A 24,201-nucleotide genomic window follows, 5' to 3' on the forward strand; every position below is an offset into this window, starting at 1 on the left:
GAGGGAGTGCCATGCAAAGTGCCAATCAAGGGCAATTGATGATAGTGACCGCCTTGGGGGGGCCTAAAGATATCAGGGCACGTCTCACTGATCTGGGATTCACACCAGGCACGCCGGTCTGCGTTATCAGCCGCAGTCAAGAATCGGTTATTGTAAAAGTCCGCGGCAGTCGCATCATGTTAAATAATCTATTGGCCGCTAATATTAAAGTTCAGCAGGGGCGGGAAGAAGGAGGATTTTTCAGTGGGAAATACCCAAGTAAGTATTGCTTTGGCCGGTAACCCCAATTCAGGAAAAACAACTATTTTTAATAGTGTTACCGGTGCCAGACAGCATGTCGGCAACTATCCGGGGGTTACGGTGGAAAAACGGGAAGGTATCCGGCGTTTCAAGGATAAGGAATTGCTGGTGGTTGACCTGCCGGGTACCTACAGCCTGACGGCTCATGCACTGGATGAGCTGGTTGCGCGTAATTTTATTATTCAGGATAAGCCGGATGTTATTGTCGATATTTTAGATGCCGGAAATCTGGAACGTAATCTGTATTTGGCTGTGCAGCTCTTAGAACTGGAGCGGCCGATGGTTGTTGCCCTCAATATGGCCGATGTGGCTGAAGATATGGGCATTAAAATCAATGACTCATTGCTGTCGCAAAAACTGGGCGCTCCAGTTATCCGGACTGTTGGCAACCGTCATACCGGTTTAGACGACCTGTTGGACGCTGCCGTGCAGGCTGCAGCGGAAAAGTCGCAAAAACCTTTTTTTGTTAACTATGGTCCTGAGGTGGAAGGGAAAATTTCCGAACTGAGTGCATTGCTGGAACAGGAACGCCATAACTTGCGTTACCCGCAGCGCTGGCTGGCGCTAAAACTGCTGGAAAACGATTCGGATATTTATAAGTCTGTACAGGAGCTGCCAGGCGGTGCCCAGATTATCAATGCGGCTTCAGCAGCCAGGGAAAATCTGCAGGCGGCTTTCGGCACCGACCCGGAAATCGCTATTGCCAATCTCAGATACCAGGCTGTCGGGGAATTGTGTGAGGAAGTTATCATTGCCGGCCGGAGCGGGCTCTTAACCACCTCGGACAAGATTGACCGTGTTCTTACCAACCGTTTGTTAGGTCTGCCTGTGTTTTTAGGACTTATGTGGCTATTATTTAATATGGTATTTACGTTAGGCGAGTATCCCATGGGGTGGATTGAAACCGGCATGGGGAAATTAAGCGAATATGCCGCGCTTTATATGCCGGATGGCGATTTGAAATCCTTGGTTATTGATGGAATTATCGGTGGTGTCGGTGGAGTTATTGTCTTTTTGCCGAATATCATCTTGCTGTTTTTAGGGATTGCTATTCTGGAAGACAGTGGTTATATGGCGAGAGCGGCGTTCATTATGGACAGGATCATGCGAGCCGTGGGACTGCATGGCAAGTCGTTTATTCCGATGCTCCTGGGGTTTGGCTGCAGTGTGCCGGCTGTTATGGGTACACGTACGCTGGAGAACCCGCGTGACCGTCTTGTGACAATTCTAGTTACGCCGCTGATGAGCTGCGGCGCCAGGCTGCCGGTATATACCCTGCTCATTGCTGCCTTCTTTAATGAAGCGGTGGCAGGTACGGTGCTGTTTTCTATTTATCTCATCGGCATTGTGCTAGCCATTGTTATGGCGCGTATTTTCCGTACCGTGTTATTTAAAGGTGATCCTGAGCCTTTTGTTATGGAATTGCCTCCTTACCGGGTTCCTACCATACAGTCTATCTTGATGCATATGTGGGAGCGCAGTATGCTGTACCTGAAAAAAGCCGGTACGATTATTCTCGCGGTTTCCATTTTAATCTGGTTTATGGTCAGCTATCCGAGTGATGTTGAGTACAGCAAGGATTACCAGGGCATGATTGCCCAGGCTGAAGCCGGTTTTAGCCAACAGGTGGAAGAACAAGTAGCTAAGCCTTTGCAAATTGGCGCAGTGGAAGACAATGAAGAGTTGCAGACATTAATTGCCAGCATGACGGCTATTAATGAAGAATTTGATGCAGCGGCTGAAGAACTGGAAGAAGGCAGTGAGGAATTAGCCGCACTGACAGCCACTAAAGAAACTGACCTGAAGCAGTTGGAAGCGGCCAATCCTGAACTCTATCCGATGGGAGAACTTTATCTTGAACTTAGAGGTGCTGCGGACGAAGAAATCACAGCTCTGGAACAAGCAGAAGCTGGTGAGAAATTAGCGCAGAGCTATGCCGGTCGCATGGGGCATGCTATTGAACCGCTGATTAAACCGCTGGGACTGGACTGGCGCGCAGGGATTGGTTTGATTGCCGCCTTTACCGCCAAGGAAGTTCTGGTTAGTACTATGGGCACGATTTATAGTCTCGGCGCGGTTGATGAAGGGTCGGTCGAGTTGCAGAAGGCGCTGGTGGAAGACGGTCATTTCACACCCCTGTCCGCCTACACGCTGATGGTGTTTGTCCTTATCTATGCTCCGTGCCTGGCCGTGCAGGCTGTTATTAAAAGAGAAACTAACTCCTGGAAATGGCCTCTCTTTAGCATGGTATATACTACAATATTGGCATGGATTGTTGCCTTTGCGGTTTATCAGATTGGAACTTTCCTGGGGTACTAAATTAAAGTACTAAGAAAGGAGTGGGCCAAATGGATAACCTGGTTTTAATTCTGATTGGTTTGGCGGCTGTCGGCTATGTTGGCAGAATGGTCTGGAAGAACTTACACGGCGAACCTCAGTGCCATTGCGATGGCGGCTGCGGTTCAGGATGCCATAAAGAAAATAAGTAACTAAAACAACACAGAACACAGGTGAGGAATTTCTTCACCTGTGTTCTGCAGCACCTTAATAGGTGAGACGATTGTGCCGGTACGAGGGTAAAGGAGTGAAAAGCATGACGCTGCTGTTTGGACGGGTGAATCTGGGATTGGTGTTATCGCTATTAAGCAGCCTTTTATCATTGCCGCTGAGCAGGCGCTATCATGTGGGGCTGGGAATCTGCTTTACGCTGCTGGCGGCTGTTCATACCTGGCAGCATAGAAAGCAGTTTTCGCATCAATTGCGTAAGGAGAGACAAAACATGGGCTTATCCTCCCTATATGATAATTTTTTAAATCCATCGCTCAAAGTAAAGCTGTTGCTAAAACAGATCCAGGTGCTTCATTACATACCCGGCCGCGTCAGACTTTACTCACAGCATATTGTCAATAATCCGGAAGTTGTCCGCCAGGTGACTGAGTATTTGCGTACCCTTCCGGAAATCAAACAGTTTAGTGTCAACATGGCTACCGGTTCTTTACTTATCGAGTATTCTCCCCAGGATGTAGCCTGTAACCCTTTTCTCCAAAAGGTGGAACAACTGGTGGTTAAACAGTATGGAAGGTGATTGAAATGAATTATCTTACAGGATTGGCTTTGGGGGTTTCCGCCGGACATAAGCTTCACCAGCTGCTGCAAGGCGGCGGCTTTACCCTGGTGCATGCAATGCCTGCCAGAAGGCGTTACCGGCATGACGATTTGCTGGATAACAGAGAACTGGCTTTGCAATGGGAACAGCATTTGCGGCAGATACAAGGGATTACCCAGGTTAAGATAACTCCGGAAACCGGCAGTATTCTTTTGCTATACACCTGCCGGGATGAATACCTTGATTTGGTCATGGATGACTTGAGCCGCCGCCATAAAATGCCGGATCCGCGTGCCGGTTACGGCAGATTGGGCATGAATATCCGTGGTCTTGGCAGGCAGGTCAACCGTAATATAGTTAAAAATACCGATCAACTGCTGGATTTGCGGACCATATTGGCCGGGCTGATGTTTGTTTCCGGCGCTGCTAAGATGTGGACTTTAGGCCAGCGGCCTTCGGGGCCGCAAATGGTGTGGTGGGCGTATTCCTTGCTGAAAGGACGATATTAATGGGCTATCCGTATATGACTTTTCCCCTACCCGCACTGTCCACCAGACAAAGGACTCTGCTTGAAGTTAGTATCAGACAGATTGCAACCGTTATCAGTGCTTATGCCGGCAATCAGCTGACAGTATATTACCAGGGGCGGCTGCCGCTGGCTGCGGTAAATGAAAGGATACTTCAGGCGGTTTCCGCTTGCCGGACGCTGCCTGCAGCTGTTCCTTCCCCCGGCGGCGAAGAGGCTTCGCCTTTTGCGGCATACCGGCGGGATGCCATCTTAGCCGGAGCCGGCTTAGTTGGGCTGCAACTGCTGCGTATGGCTATGCCTGGTACGTTTACGGCGCTATATATGGCTCGCAGTGCTTTTGTCCTTTTTGTGGCCCGTAAGTTTATTACCAGTGGTGTACGCAGTCTGCTGGTTGAACGCCAGCCAAATGCCGATACGCTGACAACAACGGCGGTTATGGCTTCGGTGCTGGGCGGAAAACCGGAATCCAGCCTGACTCTGCTGGCTTTGTCTAATTTTGCCGAGATGCTTACCACCTATACGGCTGAACGGGCCCGGAAACATATTTCCAACCTGCTGCGCCTGGATCAGCAGTATGTCTGGAAGATTGAGGAAGATGGGCACGAGACACGGGTAGCTGTCAATAGTTTAAAAATTGGTGACAGGATCGGCGTTCATTTTGGCGAAAAGATCTGTGTGGACGGCAGGGTATTGACCGGAGCTGCGGCTGTGGACCAATCGTCAATTACCGGCGAATATATTCCAGCCGAAAAGAGCACAGGTGATTATGTATATGCCGGCACGGTACTGCAGAATGGCTTTTTGGAAATTGCCGTTGAGAAACTGGGGGATGATACGGCCTTGGCCCGTATTGTCCATATGGTGGAAGAAGCGCAGGCCCGCCGTGCGCCTGTACAAAATTTTGCCGACCGTATGGCCAATATGCTTGTCCCCATTTCCTTCATTGCCGCAGGCTTAGTATATGGGGCTACCAAAGACTGGCAGCGGGTGCTCAATATGTTATTCATTGATTTTTCCTGCGGTTTGAAGCTGTCTACTGCCACTGCCATTTCGGCAGCCATTGGACGAGCTGCCAGCCGGGGGGCTTTGATCAAAGGCGGCAACTATGTGGAAGCCCTGGCAGGCGTTGACACCATTGTGCTGGACAAGACCGGTACCATTACGGTTGGCAAGCCGCAGGTGATAACTGTCAAAACTTCTCCGGGAATTACCGAGCGCGAATTGCTGCTGCTGGCAGCTTCTGCCGAATATCATTCGGCTCACCCGCTGGCCAGTGCTATCTTAGAGCATGTGGAAAATCAGGGGTGGGAGATTCCGCCGCACAACAACACAGAAACCATTGTTGCCCGGGGAATTCTGGCAGAAGTGCCGGATTTTGAGGAGATTTGCGGCGGCCGCATTTTGGTGGGCAGTCTGCGCTTTATGGAAGAATATCAAATTCCTTGTCAGGGATTTGACGATCCTTCGGCTGAAACCTGCGGCTACAACCTGGTTTATGTGGCACGGGACCAACAGCTTCTGGGTTCGCTGGTGGTCAGTGATCCCATTCGGCCTAACCTGAAAAAGACAATTAATCAATTGCGGCGCCAGGGTGTTGACGAAGTGGTTATGATTACAGGGGATGCCGAACCGGTTGCCAAACATGTGGCCACCGCCATGGACCTTGATGCCTACCATGCGGAGGTATTGCCTGAAGATAAAGCGAACCTGGTAAACCGGCTGAAACGGCGTTCCCAGGTGCTCATGGTTGGCGACGGCATTAATGATGCCCCGGCGCTGGCTTTTGCCGATGTTGGTGTGGCGATGGGCGGCCGGCGTACCGACATTGCCGTAGAGTCGGCAGCCATTACCATTAATTCGGAAGATCCGCTGGTGTTGTCAGAAGTAGTCTCGTTAGGCAAGAAAACAATGAAGATTGTGCAGCAGAATTTTACGGCTACTATTGCCGTCAATACCGCAGCCATGCTGCTAGGCGCTATTGGGCGAACCAACCCCATGATTTCGGCCCTTATCCACAATGCGGCCACCGTTGGGGTAGTGCTGAACAGTGCCAGGATTCTTATGGCGAATAAAAAACAGGGTATAACCTTTGTCGAATAGGGAAGGGAGGTGAAGACATGTTTGCAAGAAGTGATTTTTGGATAGGTTTGGTTGTTGGAACGATTGCCGGAGCGTTTGGCTACAAATTGATGTCAGAACAACAGTCTATGCGTAGTATGGCACCGGCGATGCAAATGCCTGCCGCCCAGGGGGTGAGTGAAATCCCGGTGGACGAGCTTATGCGTCAAAAAGAGCGTTTGGAAGATTTAATTGCAGAACATCAGGCAAATGCAGCCAAAGGCTAATATCACCAATAAAGTCCAACCATTTTATGAGGGGTTGGACTTTATTTCATTTTCGACAGTATTTTCAGCGGCGGAAACTTTTGTTACAATAGAAGCCTGGTGTAGCAACAGCAGGTTCAACCTTCAGTGCAGCACCGAATAAGGAGGAGTTGCGGTTGAATCGTGGTGATTTTATTTGGCTTATGTTCCTGTGCGGCTTTTCATCGCTGCTGCTTATGCCGGCCACCCATCAGGTTTTTGTAAGTCTGACCCAAAACCATCCGTATGGTATGGGTTTTATAAAATTTGCCGTTTTGGCGACAATGGGTGAGCTGCTGGCGGTCCGGATTGTAGCCGGGAACTGGCAGCAGACCATCGGCATGACTTATAAAGCTGTCATCTGGGGCCTGCTGGGGATGGGTATTGTCCTGATGTTTGAAATCTACTTAAGCGGAGTTATGGGAGCCATTAAGAAAGAGCTGCTATTTACCGGTACTGGGCTATGGCAGGCAGTTTTACCCGCCCTTTATATCAGTGCACTCATGAATTTGACTTTTGCGCCCGCTTTTATGGCTGTTCACAGGCTGACCGACCTCTATATTGACACCAAATGCCAGGGGCAGCAGCCGCCTGGTTTGTCCGGCCTAATTGCCCAGATAGACTGGACAGGCTTTATCCGGTTTGTGGTATTGAAAACCATACCTTGCTTTTGGATACCGGCCCACACGGTTACTTTCCTGCTGCCGCCCGAGTACCGGGTAATGGCGGCGGCCTATTTGTCTGTTGCCCTGGGAGCCATTCTGGCCTATGCGCGGCGAACGCCATCATAAATAGAAAATCCACAAATATCCGCAGGGGCTTGACAAGTGGTGATTTTTTGAATACAATATATTACAATAATGAAAGAAAAACGATGAACAGAAGAGTAGGCATAGCAAAGATGTTTCAGCGAGCCGGGGCTGGTGTGAGCCGGTAATATCTGATATGACCGAAAATCATCTGTGAGTTGCAGGCTGAACAATAGTAAGCCACGCCGGGCCTCCGGAAGGAGGGAACAGTGCCCGTTATCGCGCTGGGGTATCGAGCTGTCGCTCCGTACTTTAATGAGAGATTGCAGTCGCCTATGGCTGATTGCAATAATTAGGGTGGTATCGCGGATTAACCTCCGTCCCTTAGCCAAGGGACGGAGGTTTTTAAATTTATTAGGAGGTAATTTATGAATAGGGATAACCTTGATTTACAAGCAATAAAAGAGGCGAGGCAGCGAATTACCCCCTTTGTCCACCAAACGCCGCTGCAGCCTTTCCGGACATTAAGTGAGATAGCCAACTGCCAGGTATATTTAAAACTGGAGAATATGCAAAAAACCGGTTCTTTCAAAATCAGGGGAGCCGTTAATAAGATATTCAGCTTAACTCAGCAAGAGATGGTGTATGGCGTAATAACGGCATCGGCAGGCAATCATGCTCAGGGCGTGGCCTGGGCTGCCAGTGCCTCAGGGGTGCCGGCGACAGTGGTTATGCCGGAGAAAGCTCCGGTAGCCAAGGTACGGGCTACCGAGTCTTATGGTGCCAAGGTGGTGTTATATGGCAAGAATTATGATGAAGCATACCAGCATGCCCGCAAGCTTCAGGCTGAGAAAAACCTGACCTTTATCCACGCCTTTGATGACCAGGCTATAATTGCCGGTCAGGGCACCCTGGCGCTGGAAATCCTGTCACAGATGTATGATGTGGAAGCCGTTATTGCACCGGTTGGCGGGGGTGGCTTGCTTTCAGGACTGGCGGTTGCCATCAAAGAACATAACCCTAAAATCAAGGTTATCGGTGTTCAGGCCGCCGGAGCACCGTCTATGGATAAATCGCTGGCTTGTGGCAGCGTACGTTGTCTGCCGGAAGTTAAAACAATAGCTGACGGCATTGCCGTAAAACAGCCGGGGGAGCTCACCTTCCGGTATACGCAAAAGTACGCGGATGAGCTTGTTTTGGTCGAGGAGGAAGAGCTTACCGCCGGGATATTGTTTATGCTGGAACGCGGCAAAATCATTACCGAAGGGGCAGGCGTAGCCGGAGTGGCGGCGCTGCTGGCCGGCAAAATCAAGCTGCCGGGACAAAAGGTGGCAGTGGTGGTAAGCGGCGGCAATATTGATCCCTTGCTCTTGTCAGGGCTGATTGAAGGTAAATATCAGCAGGTGGTTAGTTTGTAAAAGGGCGGCCTCATAATGATTTTGCAAAAACAATGAATTTCAGTCAAAATTTTATAGGAATATAGCCTGCCTGGCGAGAAATAGATAGTAACTACTAAAGGGAGAGGATGCCATGCGGGAGTGTTTTACTGCGTTTGATTTTGAGACAGCCAATTCCCAGAGCCACAGTGCCTGTCAGTTGGGGGTGGCTGTAGTGGAGAACGGGCGGCTGGTACGGGAGAAGTCCTGGCTGATTAAACCACCCGAAAAATTTTTTACCTTTACTTATTTGCATGGCATTAACTATGCCATGGTGAAAGAGCAGCCGTCTTTTGGCGAACTTTGGCCGGAGATCAGAGAGTATTTTACCGGCCAGATTATTGCCGCCCATAATGCCGATTTTGATATTGGCGTGCTGTCGGCAACACTGGCTCACTATGGTTTGTTTATGCCGGCTTTTTATGTGATTGATTCCCTGGCGGTGGCGCGAAGAGCCTGGCCTAAGCTTACCAATCACAAGCTGTCAACAGTTGCTGCTCACCTCCAGGTAGCGCTTACCCATCATGACGCCGCCAGTGACGCGAAAGCCTGTGCGGAAATTGTCCTTCGGGCAGGCCAGCAGCATGTGGAAATTAAGCGGGTTGTTAGCAGGCTGGCACCGGAGAGTATGGATTTGTTTGGTGGCAGCTATTAATAGAAAGAATGGATATTGACTATGTGAGATTTAGGTTGGTAATGTTTCAGGGCATTGCCGGTGAGACTGGGACCTAAAGAAAGTCGCGTGAATTACAACTTTTCCTCAATATTTACGAAGGCCTGGTTATACTTTTGTTAAGCCGGAATATTGACAGATACCTATTATATGCTGTACCAGAGGCTGCACAAAGTATTAATGTTTGGGAGGAACCTGTAATGCGAGAACTCGATTTAATTAGTCAGGAAGTCCGGCAGATTGCTGAAGCTATTAGTTTGGCTATTGGCTGCGATGTCGAGGTTATCGACGATACAAGCACCCGGATGGCTGCAACAGGCACCATTAAACATACCCAGGGACAAAAGCTTAACCACGGGCATGTGTATCGTTACGCGATGCAAAATAAGAAAACAGTAATTGTAGAGCACCCTGGGCGGCATTTTTTGTGTTCTGACTGCAATATATCCAAAGAATGTTATTATTTGCTTACAATTGCAGCTCCCATTATTGTTGATGGTTCGCCTGTGGGAGTACTGGCGGCTATCGCGTTTGATGTTGAAACTGCCAAGCAAATTCGCATTAAGATTACTAATCTCACCGATTTTATAGAACGAATGGCAAGTTTGATGTCAGCTAAGATTAAGGAATACCGCTTGGTCAAATCACTTGATTTGGCGATGGTTGAATTAACGGGAATACTGAATAAGGTAGAACAGGGCCTTGTGGCATTTTCCGCAGACGGCAATGTGCTGCATTATAACAAACCGGCTGTCGACCTGCTGGGACTTCGCAGTCATCCGGATATAAATTCTATGAACGATGCTAAAGTTGCTAAGGGAGTTGAAGCTGCTGTAGGGCAATTTATCAGCATGGATGCTAAAACCAGGCCAAGTGTAGTGACAGTTGGCCTTAAATCTCTGTTACTTGACGTAGAAACCATTGCGATACCGGGCGACGTTCATAATGAAGTAATAACACTGGTTAGTTTTCGTGATTATTCTGCTGTGAAGAAGACAGCCAGTAGTATAACTATTGCTGCGCGTCCCATTACGTTCACCGATATACTGACCCAAAGCAGCAGTATGCGAAAGCTAATTGATTTCGCCAAAAAAATTGCAAACTCATCTTCCACTGTTTTACTTCGCGGTGAAAGCGGCACAGGCAAGGAATTGTTTGCCAGAGCTATTCATTATGAAAGCAGGCGCAGTGGACCGTTTATCCCGATAAATTGTGGAGCAATTCCTGAGACTTTACTGGAGAGTGAGTTTTTTGGCTATGATTCGGGCGCATTTACGGGTGCAAGACGTGAAGGAAAACCCGGTAAATTTGAATTGGCTGATGGCGGAACGCTTTTTTTGGACGAATTGGGAACAATGCCGATTCATCTTCAGTCAAAATTACTGCGCGTGTTAGAAGAGCGCAGGGTGGAACGGCTGGGAGGGAAGCAATCCTTCCCGATAGATGTTCGCATTATCGCTGCGACGAATGAAAATCTTGAAGAACTGGTACAAGACGGCAGGTTTCGCGAAGACCTTTTTTTCCGGGTGAATGTGATTCCTATAAATATTTTACCGCTTAGGGAGCGGTTAGAAGATATTCCATTATTAGCGGCACACTATCTTGAGCATTATTTTGAGAAGATGGGCAAAAAGATCGAGTGCCTTTCCCCTGAGGTAGAAGCGTGTATGATGAAATATGGCTGGCCTGGCAATATTCGTGAGTTTTCTAATGTCATTGAATATGCTGTTAATGTGGAAGAAAGCAATGTGTTGACACTTAGCAGTTTACCGGCACAGTTTGGAAAAATGCCGGCAAGGAATACTATTCAACAGCAAACTAAGAGGCAAGAGCTGCAAAGTATTTTGAATGAGCATGGCTGGGGGAAGCTGGGCAAACAGCGCGCCGCGGAAATGCTGGGTGTCAGCCTGGCTACCATATACCGGTGGGTCAATACCTACAATTTGCGGCCATGATAGTAAGTATCGTACCATACAGTCTCCATAATCTGTTTAAAAGTACGAATAATCTGATAATAGTTTGAGAATAGGTAAGAATGTTTTGAGAACCTTTGATAAAGTTAATGATTTGCTCTTCTTAAGAACCCTTATAAATTAAGGGTTCTTAAGTTTTATTAACTAGTTTTATTGTTGGCATAGTTATTGCGTTACGAGTATAGTACTTGTTTTAAATCACTGGTTGTAAGAGGTTAATAAGCATTAGCCAAGAGATAGGCATTAAACTCTTTGCAAATGTGTGAGTATCTACAGGTGAAATTCTGAACGTTCAGAAAAATTGCATTTTTGGCCTGGAATACATCAAAACGAGCAGATATGTGTCTGATATATAGCGTGAGGGGGATGATATAATTTTCCTATAAAGTTAAATGACTGGAGGTGAACTTACGGAAGAATGTACTAGTTTGGCATCATAGTCTTATTGGGAAATCAGGCCGGGGGTACGTATTGAAAATACTCGAAAGGTGGGGTAGTAGTGCAGTTTGGACCATATGATATGCTGCTTGATTTTTGCATAGTTGCAGGGTTATTGCTGGTTGGCCAAATTCTCAGGGCCAAACTCCGGATAATTCAAAACTTGTATTTGCCAGCCTCAGTTATTGCCGGAGTACTAGGTATTTTACTTGGATCACAGTTTTTGGATGTTTTGCCTTTTTCAAAAAATATAGCATCATATCCCTATCTGCTGGTTGTTGTGTTATTTGCTACATTGTTTATCGGCAACGAAAGAATGGGTTCACCGAAAAAGGTCGTTTCTGAAGTTGGTGATACTTTTTCCTACAGCATGGTAGCCGAAATCGGCCAATTTGGTATAGCCCTGCTGTTTGGCGTAGTAGTTTTAAAGCAGTTTTTCCCGGAACTGCACCAAGGCTTTGCATTAATGTTGCCGGCCGGATGGGCTGGAGGCTTTGGCTATGCAACTGCAATGGGTGGGGTTTTGCAAAACTATGGCTTTAAAGATGCGTTAACAGTGGGATACACTATGGCTACTGCCGGGATGCTTTCAGGCATATTTGGCGGACTGCTGTTTATTAATCTTGCCACAAGACTCGGAATAACCCGGTTGGTAAAAGCAATGGCAGTTCTGCCTGAAAGTATGAAAACCGGTCTGCTTCCGCCTGAAGAGCGCAAACCTATCGGCATGGGAACTGTAAGCCCGGGTTGTATTGATCCGGTGGCTTGGCATCTTGTTCTTATTTTGATTGCTACAGGCGCCGGCTATTATGCCAATCAGTATTTTAAAGTTATTCTGCCTAAATATGATGTTCCGATGATGTGTTTGTCAATGCTGGCCGGTGTATTTTTGCAGTTGACTTTAAACCGTGTGAATTTAGGCCAGTATGTGGACAAAGACGTCAGTACGAGAATTGGTAGTTGTGTAACTGATTTCATGGTTTGTTTTGGCATAGCCTCAATGAAGATTGCAATAGTTGTCCAATACGCAGTACCGCTATTACTGCTATGCATTCTGGGATTTGTCTGGTGCGGCGGCTTTTTATGGTTCTTAGGGCCGAGGATGTTCCGTAATTTTTGGTTTGAGCGCTCATTGTTCTGCTGGGGATGGGCAACAGGCGTAGTTGCAACAGCAGTTACTCTGCTAAGGATTATTGATCCGGAATTCCGGAGCAAAGCGCTGCAGGATTATGGGATTGCTTATATCTTCATTGCCTTTGTCGAGATATTCTTAGTATCGCTTACACCGGTATTTGTTGGTCTGGGTTATCTGGGAGAAACCGCGGCTGTGCTGATCGGTGTGGCTTTATTAATCTTCGTATTGTCGATAAAGGCAGGCTTCTGGTATAATCCCAACCGGACTGAGCCGCGGCCGGGAGAAAAAGAATCGATAGGTATGTAGTACTATTCTAATAGATCAAAGCGCCAAAATTCTTATGAGGTCTCTGTCGGTTTTGGCAGAGACTTCTTTTATCCTGGAAGAAAGTATATGGAGGAAAATATTATGGTTAAGTTAACCGATGCTGAACAAAAAATGCTTAGCGGGGAAATGGGGGAGTTTAAGCAAAAAGCCCTCCAGTTTATTGTAAAGTATGCGGAAGTTTTAGGGGCAGCAGAACTATGCGAAATCAGTCGGGCAACACTTTTTATTGGTGCTCAGCACTATTTAGAGGGTTTTAAAACCGATGATTATAATGAGATTTTTTCGCAGTTTTATTTAAATAGTGATAAAACGATTCCCATAGGAAAATTTGCTGAAAATTGTGCCGTACAAACCTGTGTTTCTGCGTGCGTAACCAGAGATTATGAGTCGGTGCATTTAAGCAAGGAATTTTTTGATAAAAACAAAAAGTTTTACGCGATGACCCGGGAGGCCGGCGCTTCGGAAGTACATACCTGCACGCCTTATTTTTCAGGCTGGATTCCATTACCAGGCGAGCATTATGTCACAACAGAATCCAGTAATATCTTAATGTGCAACTCAGTTTTTGGCGCATATGGCAATGCCGATGGCATTGAAGCCGCGGTTTGTTCGGCAATTTGCGGGCGAACACCACTTTGGGGGCTTCATCTCAAAGAAGAAAGATATGGCAATGTTGTTTTTATTATAGAATGTCCTTCTAAAACAGACTTTGATTGGGATATTATTGGCTATACTGTTGGCAGATTTTTACCAAGAGAAGGCAAGCCAATCCTTAGCGGCAATTTTGAGAGACCGGAAATTAAAAAACTAAGACAGTGCTTTTCATCGCTGGCGACATCCTCTAACGCTGAGATTTGTCATATTGTAGGCATTACGCCGGAGGCCAGAACGCTGGAGGATGCACTGGGCGGGAAAGAGCCGGTCGCTACATTTACCATTACGCAAAAAGATTATGACGACACTTACAAAATGGTGTGCGACCCAGGCAGTGGCCCTGTAGATTTTGTAAGTATTGGCTGCCCGCATCTCAGTATTGAAGAAATTAGAGATTTTGCTCAATATTTACAAGGGAAAAAGGTCAAAGAAGGCGTTGAATTGTGGTTTTGGACCACTAAATCCAATCAAGCCCTGGCCGATTATAATGGCTTTACAAAGACAATTGAAGCAAGTGGTGCCAAGCTATTTGACAGCACTTGCCCGATAGTCATGAAACAGGAATCGCATAAACACGCCAAAGCAATGGTACTCAGTGGCGTCAAGCAAGCGAAGGGACTGAGAGCACAAACTGCCGCGACCATCTATTGCGGGGAAATGTTAAAATGCGTTGATGCAGCGATTCTAGGAAGATGGGAGGCCTGACAATGAATAAAATCATTTTAAAAGGCAGACCTGCATTTGCCGGTATTGCTGAAGGCGAAGCCTTGGTCTGCCCGGATAGCATTGCCGGCAATACGGGTGCCTTAGGTGATTCTGACGGCGTCATTTATGAACACGGTAATCCCAACAGAGGGAAAAGCATTAAGGATAAAATTTTAGTACTGCCGTGTTCTAAGGGCTCGTGCGGCTGGTCCTGTCACTTCAAGGCCACAAAAATATATGGCAATGCTCCGGCAGGTTGGGTAGTAACCAAAATTGACTCGCGCATAGGGGTTGCGATTGTATCATTGGAAAAACCGGCTGTTGTCGATTTTGTGGAAGCCGATCCTGTGAAGCTTATTAAAACAGGCGACTGGGTTAAAATTGATGGCAGTACAGGCATTGTAGAAATTACTCCTAAGTAGTGTTGTTATTCTTATGTTCTTATCAAGAGAACACTAATTTGATAATATATTGAGAACATTTTGAGAATAATTTAGAACTCCGCTATGCTGCTAATGATAGAATGTCTGAAAACCCTTGTAATATAAGGCTTTTTAAAATTTTGCAGCCTTGTATCCTTGTTGGCACGGTTATTGCGATAATGTATAGTACCTCGGTTATAGATAACAAGAAAGCCTGTATATTGCTTTCTTAACGGCGAGGTAAATATTATTGGAGGGATGATTTATTATGGCTGGTAAGAAGACGTCGTTTCTGTATTTGTCCGAGCAAGACATGTTGAAAGCGGGAGTCCTTGACGGTAAACAATGTGTTGAGACAATTGATGATATGTTCAAGGTAGTCGGCGAGGGCGACTACATCATGGGCGGGATATGTGAGAACGAGCATGGTCAGCGGATTTACTTCCCTGAAGAAAAACGTTTTCCCAATATGCCTGTGGCTGGTCCTGACCGTCGTTTTTTATCGATGATCACCTATCTGGGTGGCAGATTTAACCTTTGTGCTTGTAAATGGTACGGCTCAAATATTGAGAATACAAAACGCGGTCTTCCAAGATCTGTCTTAATGGTAACCTTGAACAATGTGGAGACCGGCGAGCCGTTTGCCCATATGTCCGGCAATCTGCTTAGCGCCATGAGAACAGGTTCTGTGCCTGCGGTCGGGGCAAAGTATCTTGCCAGCAAAGATGCCAAAGTAGCTGCCGTTATTGGCGCAGGTGTTATGGGACGGGCGACTATTACCTGTATGAAGGCCGCGCTTCCCCAGTTGACCAAGGCAGTGGTTTACGACCTGGTGCGGGAGAAAGCCGAAGCATTTTGTGCTCAGATGAGCAGCGAACTCGGATTCCGGTTCGAAGCCGTAGGCTCGATGGAAGAAGCAGTCAGAGCTGCCGACGTGATTACAATTGCAACCGCGGGCAATGCAAAACCTGTTATAAAAACAGAATGGGTTAAGCCTAATGCTGTGATTGCAACTCAGGGGACAGCCGACATTCCGGACGAACTGTTTACTTCATCCCGTGTTGTGTTTGACGAGATAAAAATGCATTTAGCCTGGAAAGAGGAAGAAGAGAAAATTTCGCCGGCAAAACGTCTTGGCTTCCCGGGGGCAAGTGTATTCCGCCTTTGTGAAGAAGGCAAAATCAATGAAACCGATTTGGTCAGCCTCAGTCAAATTGCCTGCGGCAAGAAACTTGGCAGAAGGAACGAAGAGGAACGCTTTATCCTGATTATTGGTGGTATGCCTGTTGAAGATGCAGCCTGGGGCCATACCCTTTATCATAACGCCCGCAAAATGGGCATCGGGCAAGAACTTGTCCTTTGGGATGAACCACACTGGATGTAATTAGCCACTGAAAAAAATATAGGAGCTGATAAAAAAATGGCAAGACAACCAAGACGCCCGATAAATTATTTCCCCGGCGGACTAGTTGGCGGTATTTACCAGCCCTTGACTCAGGCCGGAATTGAACAAATTCATGCAGCTACAATGAAGGTCTATGAGAATGCTGGTATGCAGGTGAATTCTGAAAGGGCTTTGCGTGCTTTCCATGACGCAGGGGCCGAAGTTGATTTCCAGAGACAGATTGTCAGGGCCAGTGAAAGTTGGATAAAGGATAAGATTAAAACGGCACCAGCGAAGATTACCTTGCATGGGAGAGAAGAGCGCCATAATTTAGAACTGGACGGATTCAAGGTATATATCGGTACCGGCGGAACGGCCGTTAATGTGCTTGATATAGATACCGGCAACCGAAGACCGTCAACAATTGAAGATGTTCAGATGGCAGCGAGACTGGTTGATGCTCTGGATAATATTCACTTCTATGTAATCTCGTGTCTGCCCACTGAGCTTGAGAAGAAAGACATTGATGTAAATAGATTTTATGCAGCTATTCGTAATACCAGCAAACATGTTATGGGCGGTGTGTACACACCGGAAGGGGTAAAAAATGTAGCCAATTATGCGGCAATGATAGCCGGTAGCCGTGAAGCACTGCTGAAAAATCCGTTTATCTCGCTGATTACTTGTATAATGAGCCCGTTAGTAATGGACAGAGATTATACGGAGCTAATGATAGCGGCCATCGAGACTGGCTTGCCGCTGGCAACACCGTGTGCACCAATGGCCGGAACCACATCCCCCGGAACTTTAGCCGGAACGTTAGTACAAATGAATGCCGAAGCGTTAAGCGGCGTACTGCTTACGCAAATCCTAAACCCTGGTCATCCGGTATTGTACAGTTGTGTTCCTACTACCACTGATCTAAGGACAGGTGCGTTCTGTTTTGGTTCGGTTGAGATGGGGCTTATGAACGCAGCCTGCGCCCAATTGTCCCGCTTCTATAATTTACCCAACTATACTACCGCCGGTGTAACTGAATCTAAAATACCTGATGCCCAATCCGGGTATGAGAGTATGGCGACCATCATGCTAGCGGCGCTGTCAGGCTCCAACTATATCCATGATGCCGCGGGTCTCATAGAATCCGGCCTTAGTATTGCGTTTGAGCAATATGTTATGGATGACGATATAATCGGTATGGCTATGCGTGCCGTAAAGGGAATTGAAGTAAACGACGAGACACTTTCCGTGGATATAATTAATGAAGTTGGTCCTGCGGGAAATTACTTAGCCAATGATCATACAACCATGCATATGAAGAAAGAGTTCTTCTATAACAAGGCGTCAGACCGCAACTCAAGATCAAGATGGGAAATGAATGGTTCGCTTGATGCCAGAGAGCGGGCGCGGAGAGTGGCTAAAGAGATCCTGGCAACCCACAAGCCTGTCTGGGTAGACAAGAAAGTAGAAAAAGAAATAGTTGAGACTATACCGGGAATGCTTCAAAATTGGACTGACTAGGCAAAACGGATTGAATAACCGCTGATACCATGATCCTGATGCAGTTAGCGCTGCGATGTTGACACTTAACCTCTGCTTTGGGTTACATCATGGCGCTGCATTTTTAATACTGAATGAAGGATAGGAGGAGAGGATAAAGTGATTCATTTTGCAGACATCGAAGATGCAGTAATTGAGGGTCAGCATAAGGAAGTGCCGAAGCTAATTGCCCAACTGCTTGATCAGGGCGCAGCGCCCATGGATATAATTAAAAACGGTTTATTATCAGGGATGGGTATTGTAGGTCCGAGATTTAAAAGCGGCGAAATGTTTATGCCGGAAGTCATGCTGAGTGCCAAAACAATGAACATCGGCTTGGATATATTAAAGCCGCTCATTGTGGAAGGCGATATGGAGAGTGCGGGTAAGGCCGTCCTGGGTACAGTTGAGAGCGACCTGCATGACATTGGCAAGAATTTAGTAAAAATGCTGCTGGAAAGCTCCGGCTTTCAAGTCGTCGATCTTGGCATAGACGTGTCAGCCGAAAGCTTTGTCGAGGCCGTTGCTGAACATAAACCCGATGTGTTAGGCCTGGCCGCTTTACTTACCACCACCATGCCCAACATGAGAAAAACCATTGAGTTACTAGAAGAAAAGGGATTGAGAGGCAGTGTAAAAGTACTTGTTGGCGGTGCACCTGTATCTGAGGATTTTGCCTGTGCAATCGGTGCAGACGGTTATGCTGCCGATGGTGCGGCAGCGGTTGATTTTTGCCGCCAGCAACAATAGTTTCAAGTCTCTTAAAACTGTCACGGGAGTGATTCATTTGTTGATAGTCGGCGAGTTGATAAATGCAAGCCGCAAGCTAATTCAAACCGCGATTAAAGAAGCAAACAGTGCTTATATCCAGCAGGTTGCTGCCGAGCAGTTTGCAGCCGGAGCTCATTATATTGATGTCAATGCGGGGGTTTTTGTCGGGGAAGAAGCTGAATACCTGAAATGGCTGGTTACTAATGTGCAGCAAGCTGTAAATGCGCCATGCTGTATTGACAGTCCGGACCCTAAGGCGATTGAAGTTGCTTTGTCCGTTCACCAGGGTATACCTATGCTGAATTCTATTTCCCTGGAGAAAGAAAGATATGATGTGTTCTTGCCCCTGATTGCGGGAACAGATTTTAAAGTTGTCGCATTATGCATGAGCGATGAGGGTATGCCGGAAACGGCAGAAGCCAGGGTTAAAATTGCCGACAAGCTGATTAATGAATTGACTAAAAATGGAGTTGCGATTGACAATATTTATGTCGATCCGTTAGTGCAACCCTTATCGACCAGCGATATATATGGTGTTGAGTTTCTAAAAGCGGTGGAAACGATTATGACTGCTTATCCCGGAGTTCATACCATGTGCGGCCTCTCTAACATTTCTTTTGGCCTGCCTGAACGCAGGTTCTTAAACCGGACCTTCGGTATCATGGCAATTGACCGGGGGCTTGATGGCATGATTACCAATCCTCTGGATAAAGAATTCATGGCCAGCGTAATTGCTGCCGAGGCATTACGGGGCAAGGATGAGTATTGCGGTAAGTATTTAGCAGCGTATCGTAAGAAAAAGTTTGAGTTTTAGTAAAGTACTAGATTGTATCGTGATGGCACAGTATTGAATGTAATAACTGTGCCATCTTTACGTGCTATCCATTTACAAAGCAAGATTGTGCTGGTGAAATTCCGAACATTTTAAATATTTGATATTATGGATTGGATTACATCAAAACGAGCAGATATGCGTTGAATCGGTAAGGCGCGGGCAATGCTATAATTTTTATAAAGCCCGAGTCAGGGAATGCTTCAGAAGTGGATTGACTAAATAGGAGGAGAGGGAAGAATGATTAATTTTGAAGACATTGAAGATGCGGTCATTGAGGGACAGCATAAGGAAGTGCCGAAGCTAATTGCCCAAATGCTTGATCAGGGCGCGGCGCCCATGGATATAATTAAAAACGGTTTATTATCAGGGATGGGTATTGTAGGCCCGCGATTTAAAAACGGCGAAATGTTTATGCCGGAAGTCATGCTGAGTGCCAAAACAATGAACATCGGCTTGGACATATTAAAGCCGCTCATTGTGGAAGGCGACATGGAGAGTGCGGGTAAGGCCGTCCTGGGTACAGTTGAGAGCGATTTGCATGATATTGGCAAGAATTTAGTAAAAATGCTGTTGGAAAGCTCCGGCTTCCAGGTCGTCGACCTCGGCATAGACGTGTCAGCCGAAAGCTTTGTCGAGGCCGTTGCTGAACATAAACCGGATGTGTTAGGCTTGGCTGCTTTACTTACCACCACAATGCCCAACATGAGAAAAACCATTGAGTTACTAGAAGAAAAGGGATTGAGAGACAGTGTAAAAGTACTTGTTGGCGGTGCACCTGTATCTGAGGATTTTGCCCGTGCAATTGGCGCAGACGGTTATGCTGCCGACGGTGCGGCAGCGGTTGATTTTTGCCGTCAGCAAAAATAGTTAAAAAAAACTGTCACGGGAGTGATCATAGCGCATAGTTCAAGCCCACTCAAATTTCCCGCCTGGAAAACTTGAGTGGGTAAATTATAATGGCAATTTGTTTGCAAACATCGTAGTTGCAGAGTCCGCATGGGTGTGCAAATGAGAGTGGAGGATGTAGTAGATGTCTAAAATCAAAGGTGCTTTTCAGCAGGGTCTGTCCTTGAAAAACAAGCTGTTGATTTCATTAAGTGCAGTGTCAATCCTACCCTTGATTGCTTTAGGTATATATATCGGCTGGTATATAGAAAAGCAGACTTTTGCATCTGTACACAGTACCAGTCTATCGCAGCTCACTCAAATTGATTTAAATATTTCAGACTTCTTCAAAGATACCGAGTACAATGTTAAAATGCTTGCTGCCAACGAGACTGTCAGGACTAGAAATGATAGTGAGTTCAATAACTTCTTAGAGGCCAATGAGGCAACCTTTAAGTACAATACGAAGGCTGAAGAAGCACAGATATTAAAAGTATTTGAGAATTTCACTAAAAGCCATCCCTATGTAGCTTCCGTCTATATGGGGCGGGAGAATGGCGGATATATGCAAGTACCTCCCAGAGGCAAAAACACTAAGTTTGACCCGCGTACCCGGCCCTGGTATAAAATCGCTATGGCTCAGCCGGGAACACCGGCGATGACTGATGCGTATAAAGCAGTTACCAGTAACGATATATCTATCGGTTCAGCTGTGGCTCTTGTGGATGAGCAGAATAAACCTTATGGAGTTATTGGTATAGATGTATCTCTTAAACATTTAGTGGAATCAATGGATAAGATTCAGGCAGGTGAGGCTGGCTATGTTTTTCTCTTTGATAAAAACGGAACTGTGATAACCAACCCTGCTCAGGACAAGGTATTCAAAAAATATAATGAAGCCGGATATGATGTGTATGAACAAATTGCCAAGCATGATCAGGGCTATGTTTTGTTTACCGAAAATGGCGAGAAAAAATATTTGTTTTATTATACATCCCCACGACTCGGGTGGAAAATTTGTTCAGCAATCCCGGAGGCAGAAATAACTGCAATTGCGACGAATTTAGCCAAATCAATAGTAATTACTATTGTAATTACCATACTCATTACGGCTTGCATTGCGATATTTATCGCGAAGCATTTTACCGGGCCTATCAGTCAACTTGTAGATGAATGCCGGCGTTTGGCCGATGGCGACCTGCGAGAGCGTTCAACAACAATTAATTCGAGCGATGAAATTGGCCAACTGGCAAATGGTTTTTGTGCAATGAGGGAGAAGTTGCGCGTGCTTATCACCAGTATGCACTCCCGCGCTGAACAACTGGCTGCTGCGAGTGAGGAGCTGACTGCCAGTGCGGACCAATCGGCTCTGGCTGCCAATCAAGTAGCAATGTCCATCACCGGTGTGGCGACAGGCGCACAGGAACAGCTTGCCGCAGCTGATGCTGCCGCCGGCGTGGTCGAAGAGATGTCTGCCAGCATTGCGCAGATAGCCAGTGCCACAAGTGAGGTGGCAGCGCAATCGGCACAGGCTGCTGACAAAGCAAATGAAGGAAATAAGTCAGTGGAACAAGCGGTAAACCAAATGGCTCATATCCAACAGACTGTCAACACCTCTGCCAGGGTAGTAGCTGAATTGGGTGACAGGTCCAAGGAAATAGGCCAGATTGTTGAGGCCATCTCCGGCATTGCCAGCCAGACCAATCTATTGGCTCTCAATGCTGCCATTGAGGCCGCGCGGGCCGGTGAACACGGACGCGGTTTTGCCGTAGTTGCCGAAGAAGTACGTAAACTGGCTGAACAGTCCCAGGAAGCAACTAAGCGGATTGCCGCACTGGTCGGCGGAATTCAGGGAGATACCAACAACGCGGTGCTGGCTATGAATGAAGGTACCCGGGAAGTTAAAGTGGGCGCCGATGCAGTCAATGCTGCCGGCAAGTATTTCGGGGAAATCGTGACACTGGTAACCAGCGTATCCGGACAGCTGAAGGAAGTTTCCGATTCTATCGATCAAATGACTATTGGCAGTAAACAAATTGTGGGGTCGGTAGCCAGGATTGACAAAGTGAGTAAAAAGGTAGTAGGAGAGTCCCAGACAGTATCAGCTGCTACCGAGGAGCAATCGGCCTCCATGGAAGAAATCGCTGCTTCCAGCCAGAGTCTGGCTAAGCTGGCGATGGACCTGCGGGAAGCTGTCAGCAAGTTCAGTGTTTAATCCGATGGCGAGTTCATGCATATACACTAGCAATCTAAAGGCGAAAGCACGAACGACCCGGGAAGATCGGACAGTCGGCCTCGAAGAATGCATGGAGATTTCCTAACATTTTGAAAATTAGCTCGATTGGATTGGTTTGTATCAAAACGAGCAGAGATGTGTCTAACTGGCAATGCGATGGTAATGATACAATATCAATATAATACTTTAAGAAAGGGGATAAATTGTCGAAGATTATTGGCTTTAGTGCCGCAAGGATAGGCTGCCGGGAATTGGATTTAACTAAGGATTATGGGGGATAAAACGTTGATAATCATTGGAGAAAAAATCAACTCAAGTCTGAAAGGTGTAACTGAAGCGGTCAAGAATAGAGATGTGGATTTTATCCAGCAACGCGCCTTGGAGCAAGCACAAAATGGAGCAGATTATATTGATGTTAACTGCGGTACGTTAATTGACGAAGAAGTAGAGGCCCTGCCCTGGTTGGTGCAAACAGTTCAGCAGGTAGTGAACAAGCCTTGTTGTATAGATAGTCCTAATCCTTTGGCGCTGGCAGCAGCCCTTAAGGTACATAAGGGCAAGCCGATGATTAATTCCATCACAGGAGAAGAGGAACGCTATACTGCTATAATGCCTCTGGTTAAAGAGTACCAGGCTAATATTATAGCTTTGGTTATGGATGATGAACATGGAATGCCAAAGAGTGCTGCAGCAAGAATCAATGCAGGTACTAAGCTTATCGAAAGAATGCAGGCTGATGGTGTACCGGTTAACCATATTTACATAGACCCGCTGGTTCAGCCTATCAGCACAAGCAGCGATATGGCTATAGTGGTGATTGATACTATTAAAGGAATTAGAGAATTGTATCCCACAGTGCATTTTATGTGCGGCCTAAGCAATGTATCTTTCGGATTGCCTAAAAGAGGCCTTCTCAATAGAACTTTCCTGACGTTATGCATGTTAGCCGGCCTGGATGGAGCAATACTTGATCCGGGGAATAGGCAAATGATGAGCATGGTTATTGCTACAGAAGCGTTACTAAATAAAGATGCATTTACCAAGCAATATTTGAAGAGTTACAGAAAAGGATTATTAGAATAAAACATAGCTGAGAGGAGAATGAAAAATGGTATTAACAAAAATTAGAGAGATGGTAATCGAGGGTGAAGGGGAAGAAGCTGTAGCATTGATTAAGCAAGCGATGCAAGCAAATATCAGTGTTCGCGATATTGTTAGTGAAGGGTTAATTGGAGCTATGAATGTTGTCGGACCTAAAATGGCATCCGGGGAAATGTTCGTACCTGAAGTGCTGATGTGTGCTGAAGCTATGCAGGAGGGGTTAGTTTATCTTAAGCCTTTTCTCAAGGATGGAGATGTTGTATCAAGTGGTAAATTTCTTATAGGCACGGTTAAAGGTGATCTTCACGATATCGGCAAAAACCTGGTTGCTATGATGATGGAAAGCTCAGGCTTTGAAGTTTTCAACATCGGTATTGATCAGTCGACCGAGGCTTTCCTGGAAGCCATAGAACAGCACAAACCAGATATTGTTGGCTTATCTGCACTGCTCACCACAACAATGCCGGCAATGCGGGATACGGTAAATGACATTAGGGAAAAAGGAATTGCAGTAAAGATATTTGTTGGCGGTGCGCCGGTTAGTGAAGAATTTGCCAAAGAAATCGGTGCAGATGCGTACTGTCCGGATGCAGCAGAGACGGTGGTATTGGCTAAGGCGATGCTTGCTTGATTACTGAAC

General features: G+C 46.6%; 22 protein-coding genes and 1 other annotated feature. All 22 genes read left to right on the top strand.

The window, feature by feature from the left end:
• Positions 1 to 11: 11 nt before the first annotated feature.
• The 22 genes from GT1_RS03760 (at position 12) to GT1_RS03865 (ending at position 24,192) form a co-directional block, all read left to right on the top strand.
• Positions 12 to 281, top strand: coding sequence for a FeoA family protein (locus GT1_RS03760; protein WP_075757929.1), 270 nt, complete (start codon positions 12 to 14; stop codon positions 279 to 281).
• Complete coding sequence (gene feoB / locus GT1_RS03765; RefSeq protein WP_188397580.1) at positions 244 to 2,619, top strand: ferrous iron transport protein B; 2,376 nt, start codon at positions 244 to 246, stop codon at positions 2,617 to 2,619. The genes GT1_RS03760 and feoB overlap by 38 nt, the downstream gene beginning before the upstream one ends.
• A gap of 29 nt (positions 2,620 to 2,648) precedes the next feature.
• Positions 2,649 to 2,789 (top strand): FeoB-associated Cys-rich membrane protein, encoded by a 141-nt coding sequence (locus tag GT1_RS03770; protein ID WP_083945725.1) that lies wholly within the window; start codon positions 2,649 to 2,651, stop codon positions 2,787 to 2,789.
• A gap of 104 nt (positions 2,790 to 2,893) precedes the next feature.
• Positions 2,894 to 3,385: an HMA2 domain-containing protein gene (locus tag GT1_RS03775; protein WP_188397582.1), complete on the top strand. Its 492-nt coding sequence runs from the start codon at positions 2,894 to 2,896 to the stop codon at positions 3,383 to 3,385.
• 5 nt (positions 3,386 to 3,390) lie between these two features.
• On the top strand, positions 3,391 to 3,915 hold the full coding sequence (locus GT1_RS03780; RefSeq protein WP_075758023.1) for an HMA2 domain-containing protein: 525 nt from the start codon (positions 3,391 to 3,393) through the stop codon (positions 3,913 to 3,915).
• Positions 3,915 to 6,035 carry a cation-translocating P-type ATPase gene (locus GT1_RS03785; RefSeq protein ID WP_188397888.1) on the top strand — a complete coding sequence of 707 codons (2,121 nt, stop codon included), beginning with the start codon at positions 3,915 to 3,917 and terminating at the stop codon, positions 6,033 to 6,035. Before GT1_RS03780 ends, GT1_RS03785 begins: the two co-directional genes overlap by 1 nt.
• A 17-nt stretch (positions 6,036 to 6,052) precedes the next feature.
• Complete coding sequence (locus tag GT1_RS03790; protein ID WP_075757926.1) at positions 6,053 to 6,280, top strand: 50S ribosomal protein L9; 228 nt, start codon at positions 6,053 to 6,055, stop codon at positions 6,278 to 6,280.
• 155 nt (positions 6,281 to 6,435) lie between these two features.
• On the top strand, positions 6,436 to 7,089 hold the full coding sequence (locus GT1_RS03795) for a hypothetical protein (protein ID WP_223226036.1): 654 nt from the start codon (positions 6,436 to 6,438) through the stop codon (positions 7,087 to 7,089).
• A 74-nt stretch (positions 7,090 to 7,163) separates the two neighbouring features.
• Positions 7,164 to 7,435, top strand: a binding site (T-box leader).
• Positions 7,436 to 7,475: 40 nt separating this feature from the next.
• Positions 7,476 to 8,465, top strand: coding sequence for a threonine ammonia-lyase (gene ilvA, locus GT1_RS03800; protein WP_188397584.1), 990 nt, complete (start codon positions 7,476 to 7,478; stop codon positions 8,463 to 8,465).
• 112 nt (positions 8,466 to 8,577) lie between these two features.
• On the top strand, positions 8,578 to 9,138 hold the full coding sequence (locus GT1_RS03805) for a 3'-5' exonuclease (protein ID WP_188397586.1): 561 nt from the start codon (positions 8,578 to 8,580) through the stop codon (positions 9,136 to 9,138).
• 218 nt (positions 9,139 to 9,356) lie between these two features.
• Positions 9,357 to 11,111, top strand: a complete 1,755-nt coding sequence (locus tag GT1_RS03810; protein WP_188397589.1) for a sigma-54-dependent Fis family transcriptional regulator — start codon at positions 9,357 to 9,359, stop codon at positions 11,109 to 11,111.
• A 517-nt stretch (positions 11,112 to 11,628) separates the two neighbouring features.
• Positions 11,629 to 13,008: a sodium/glutamate symporter gene (locus GT1_RS03815; RefSeq protein ID WP_188397590.1), complete on the top strand. Its 1,380-nt coding sequence runs from the start codon at positions 11,629 to 11,631 to the stop codon at positions 13,006 to 13,008.
• Between the two features lie 102 nt (positions 13,009 to 13,110).
• Positions 13,111 to 14,388 carry an aconitase X catalytic domain-containing protein gene (locus GT1_RS03820; protein ID WP_188397592.1) on the top strand — a complete coding sequence of 426 codons (1,278 nt, stop codon included), beginning with the start codon at positions 13,111 to 13,113 and terminating at the stop codon, positions 14,386 to 14,388.
• A gap of 2 nt (positions 14,389 to 14,390) precedes the next feature.
• Complete coding sequence (locus tag GT1_RS03825) at positions 14,391 to 14,810, top strand: aconitase X swivel domain-containing protein (protein WP_188397594.1); 420 nt, start codon at positions 14,391 to 14,393, stop codon at positions 14,808 to 14,810.
• A 268-nt stretch (positions 14,811 to 15,078) separates the two neighbouring features.
• Positions 15,079 to 16,194 carry a tyramine oxidase subunit B gene (locus GT1_RS03830; RefSeq protein ID WP_188397596.1) on the top strand — a complete coding sequence of 372 codons (1,116 nt, stop codon included), beginning with the start codon at positions 15,079 to 15,081 and terminating at the stop codon, positions 16,192 to 16,194.
• Positions 16,195 to 16,230: 36 nt separating this feature from the next.
• Positions 16,231 to 17,715, top strand: a complete 1,485-nt coding sequence (locus tag GT1_RS03835; protein WP_188397602.1) for a trimethylamine methyltransferase family protein — start codon at positions 16,231 to 16,233, stop codon at positions 17,713 to 17,715.
• A 138-nt stretch (positions 17,716 to 17,853) separates the two neighbouring features.
• Positions 17,854 to 18,483: a corrinoid protein gene (locus GT1_RS03840; RefSeq protein WP_188397604.1), complete on the top strand. Its 630-nt coding sequence runs from the start codon at positions 17,854 to 17,856 to the stop codon at positions 18,481 to 18,483.
• The gene (locus tag GT1_RS03845) at positions 18,413 to 19,318 is read left to right on the top strand and encodes a methyltetrahydrofolate cobalamin methyltransferase (RefSeq protein WP_223226069.1); all 906 of its coding nucleotides are present in this window, start codon (positions 18,413 to 18,415) and stop codon (positions 19,316 to 19,318) included. The genes GT1_RS03840 and GT1_RS03845 overlap by 71 nt, the downstream gene beginning before the upstream one ends.
• A 258-nt stretch (positions 19,319 to 19,576) precedes the next feature.
• Entirely contained in the window at positions 19,577 to 20,206 is a 630-nt protein-coding gene (locus GT1_RS03850; protein WP_188397606.1) for a corrinoid protein, read from the top strand.
• A 163-nt stretch (positions 20,207 to 20,369) separates the two neighbouring features.
• Positions 20,370 to 22,439, top strand: a complete 2,070-nt coding sequence (locus tag GT1_RS22110; RefSeq protein WP_223226037.1) for a methyl-accepting chemotaxis protein — start codon at positions 20,370 to 20,372, stop codon at positions 22,437 to 22,439.
• Between the two features lie 291 nt (positions 22,440 to 22,730).
• Positions 22,731 to 23,543 carry a methyltetrahydrofolate cobalamin methyltransferase gene (locus GT1_RS03860; RefSeq protein WP_223226038.1) on the top strand — a complete coding sequence of 271 codons (813 nt, stop codon included), beginning with the start codon at positions 22,731 to 22,733 and terminating at the stop codon, positions 23,541 to 23,543.
• 25 nt (positions 23,544 to 23,568) lie between these two features.
• Positions 23,569 to 24,192, top strand: coding sequence for a B12-binding domain-containing protein (locus tag GT1_RS03865; protein ID WP_188397608.1), 624 nt, complete (start codon positions 23,569 to 23,571; stop codon positions 24,190 to 24,192).
• Positions 24,193 to 24,201 lie beyond the last annotated feature (9 nt).

Origin of the sequence: Sporomusa sp. GT1, assembly GCF_014634905.1 — a bacterium.
Classification (GTDB): Bacteria; Bacillota; Negativicutes; order Sporomusales; family Sporomusaceae; genus Sporomusa; species Sporomusa sphaeroides.

Bases quoted from the DNA above. Each gene is read 5' to 3' on its own strand.
- GT1_RS03760 (WP_075757929.1), top strand. From the start codon at position 12: ATGCAAAGTGCCAATCAAGGGCAATTGATGATAGTGACCGCCTTGGGG.
- GT1_RS03770 (WP_083945725.1), top strand. From the start codon at position 2,649: ATGGATAACCTGGTTTTAATTCTGATTGGTTTGGCGGCTGTCGGCTAT.
- GT1_RS03775 (WP_188397582.1), top strand. From the start codon at position 2,894: ATGACGCTGCTGTTTGGACGGGTGAATCTGGGATTGGTGTTATCGCTA.
- GT1_RS03780 (WP_075758023.1), top strand. From the start codon at position 3,391: ATGAATTATCTTACAGGATTGGCTTTGGGGGTTTCCGCCGGACATAAG.
- GT1_RS03785 (WP_188397888.1), top strand. From the start codon at position 3,915: ATGGGCTATCCGTATATGACTTTTCCCCTACCCGCACTGTCCACCAGA.
- GT1_RS03790 (WP_075757926.1), top strand. From the start codon at position 6,053: ATGTTTGCAAGAAGTGATTTTTGGATAGGTTTGGTTGTTGGAACGATT.
- ilvA (WP_188397584.1), top strand. From the start codon at position 7,476: ATGAATAGGGATAACCTTGATTTACAAGCAATAAAAGAGGCGAGGCAG.
- GT1_RS03805 (WP_188397586.1), top strand. From the start codon at position 8,578: ATGCGGGAGTGTTTTACTGCGTTTGATTTTGAGACAGCCAATTCCCAG.
- GT1_RS03810 (WP_188397589.1), top strand. From the start codon at position 9,357: ATGCGAGAACTCGATTTAATTAGTCAGGAAGTCCGGCAGATTGCTGAA.
- GT1_RS03820 (WP_188397592.1), top strand. From the start codon at position 13,111: ATGGTTAAGTTAACCGATGCTGAACAAAAAATGCTTAGCGGGGAAATG.
- GT1_RS03825 (WP_188397594.1), top strand. From the start codon at position 14,391: ATGAATAAAATCATTTTAAAAGGCAGACCTGCATTTGCCGGTATTGCT.
- GT1_RS03830 (WP_188397596.1), top strand. From the start codon at position 15,079: ATGGCTGGTAAGAAGACGTCGTTTCTGTATTTGTCCGAGCAAGACATG.
- GT1_RS03835 (WP_188397602.1), top strand. From the start codon at position 16,231: ATGGCAAGACAACCAAGACGCCCGATAAATTATTTCCCCGGCGGACTA.
- GT1_RS03850 (WP_188397606.1), top strand. From the start codon at position 19,577: ATGATTAATTTTGAAGACATTGAAGATGCGGTCATTGAGGGACAGCAT.
- GT1_RS22110 (WP_223226037.1), top strand. From the start codon at position 20,370: ATGTCTAAAATCAAAGGTGCTTTTCAGCAGGGTCTGTCCTTGAAAAAC.
- GT1_RS03860 (WP_223226038.1), top strand. From the start codon at position 22,731: ATGGGGGATAAAACGTTGATAATCATTGGAGAAAAAATCAACTCAAGT.
- GT1_RS03865 (WP_188397608.1), top strand. From the start codon at position 23,569: ATGGTATTAACAAAAATTAGAGAGATGGTAATCGAGGGTGAAGGGGAA.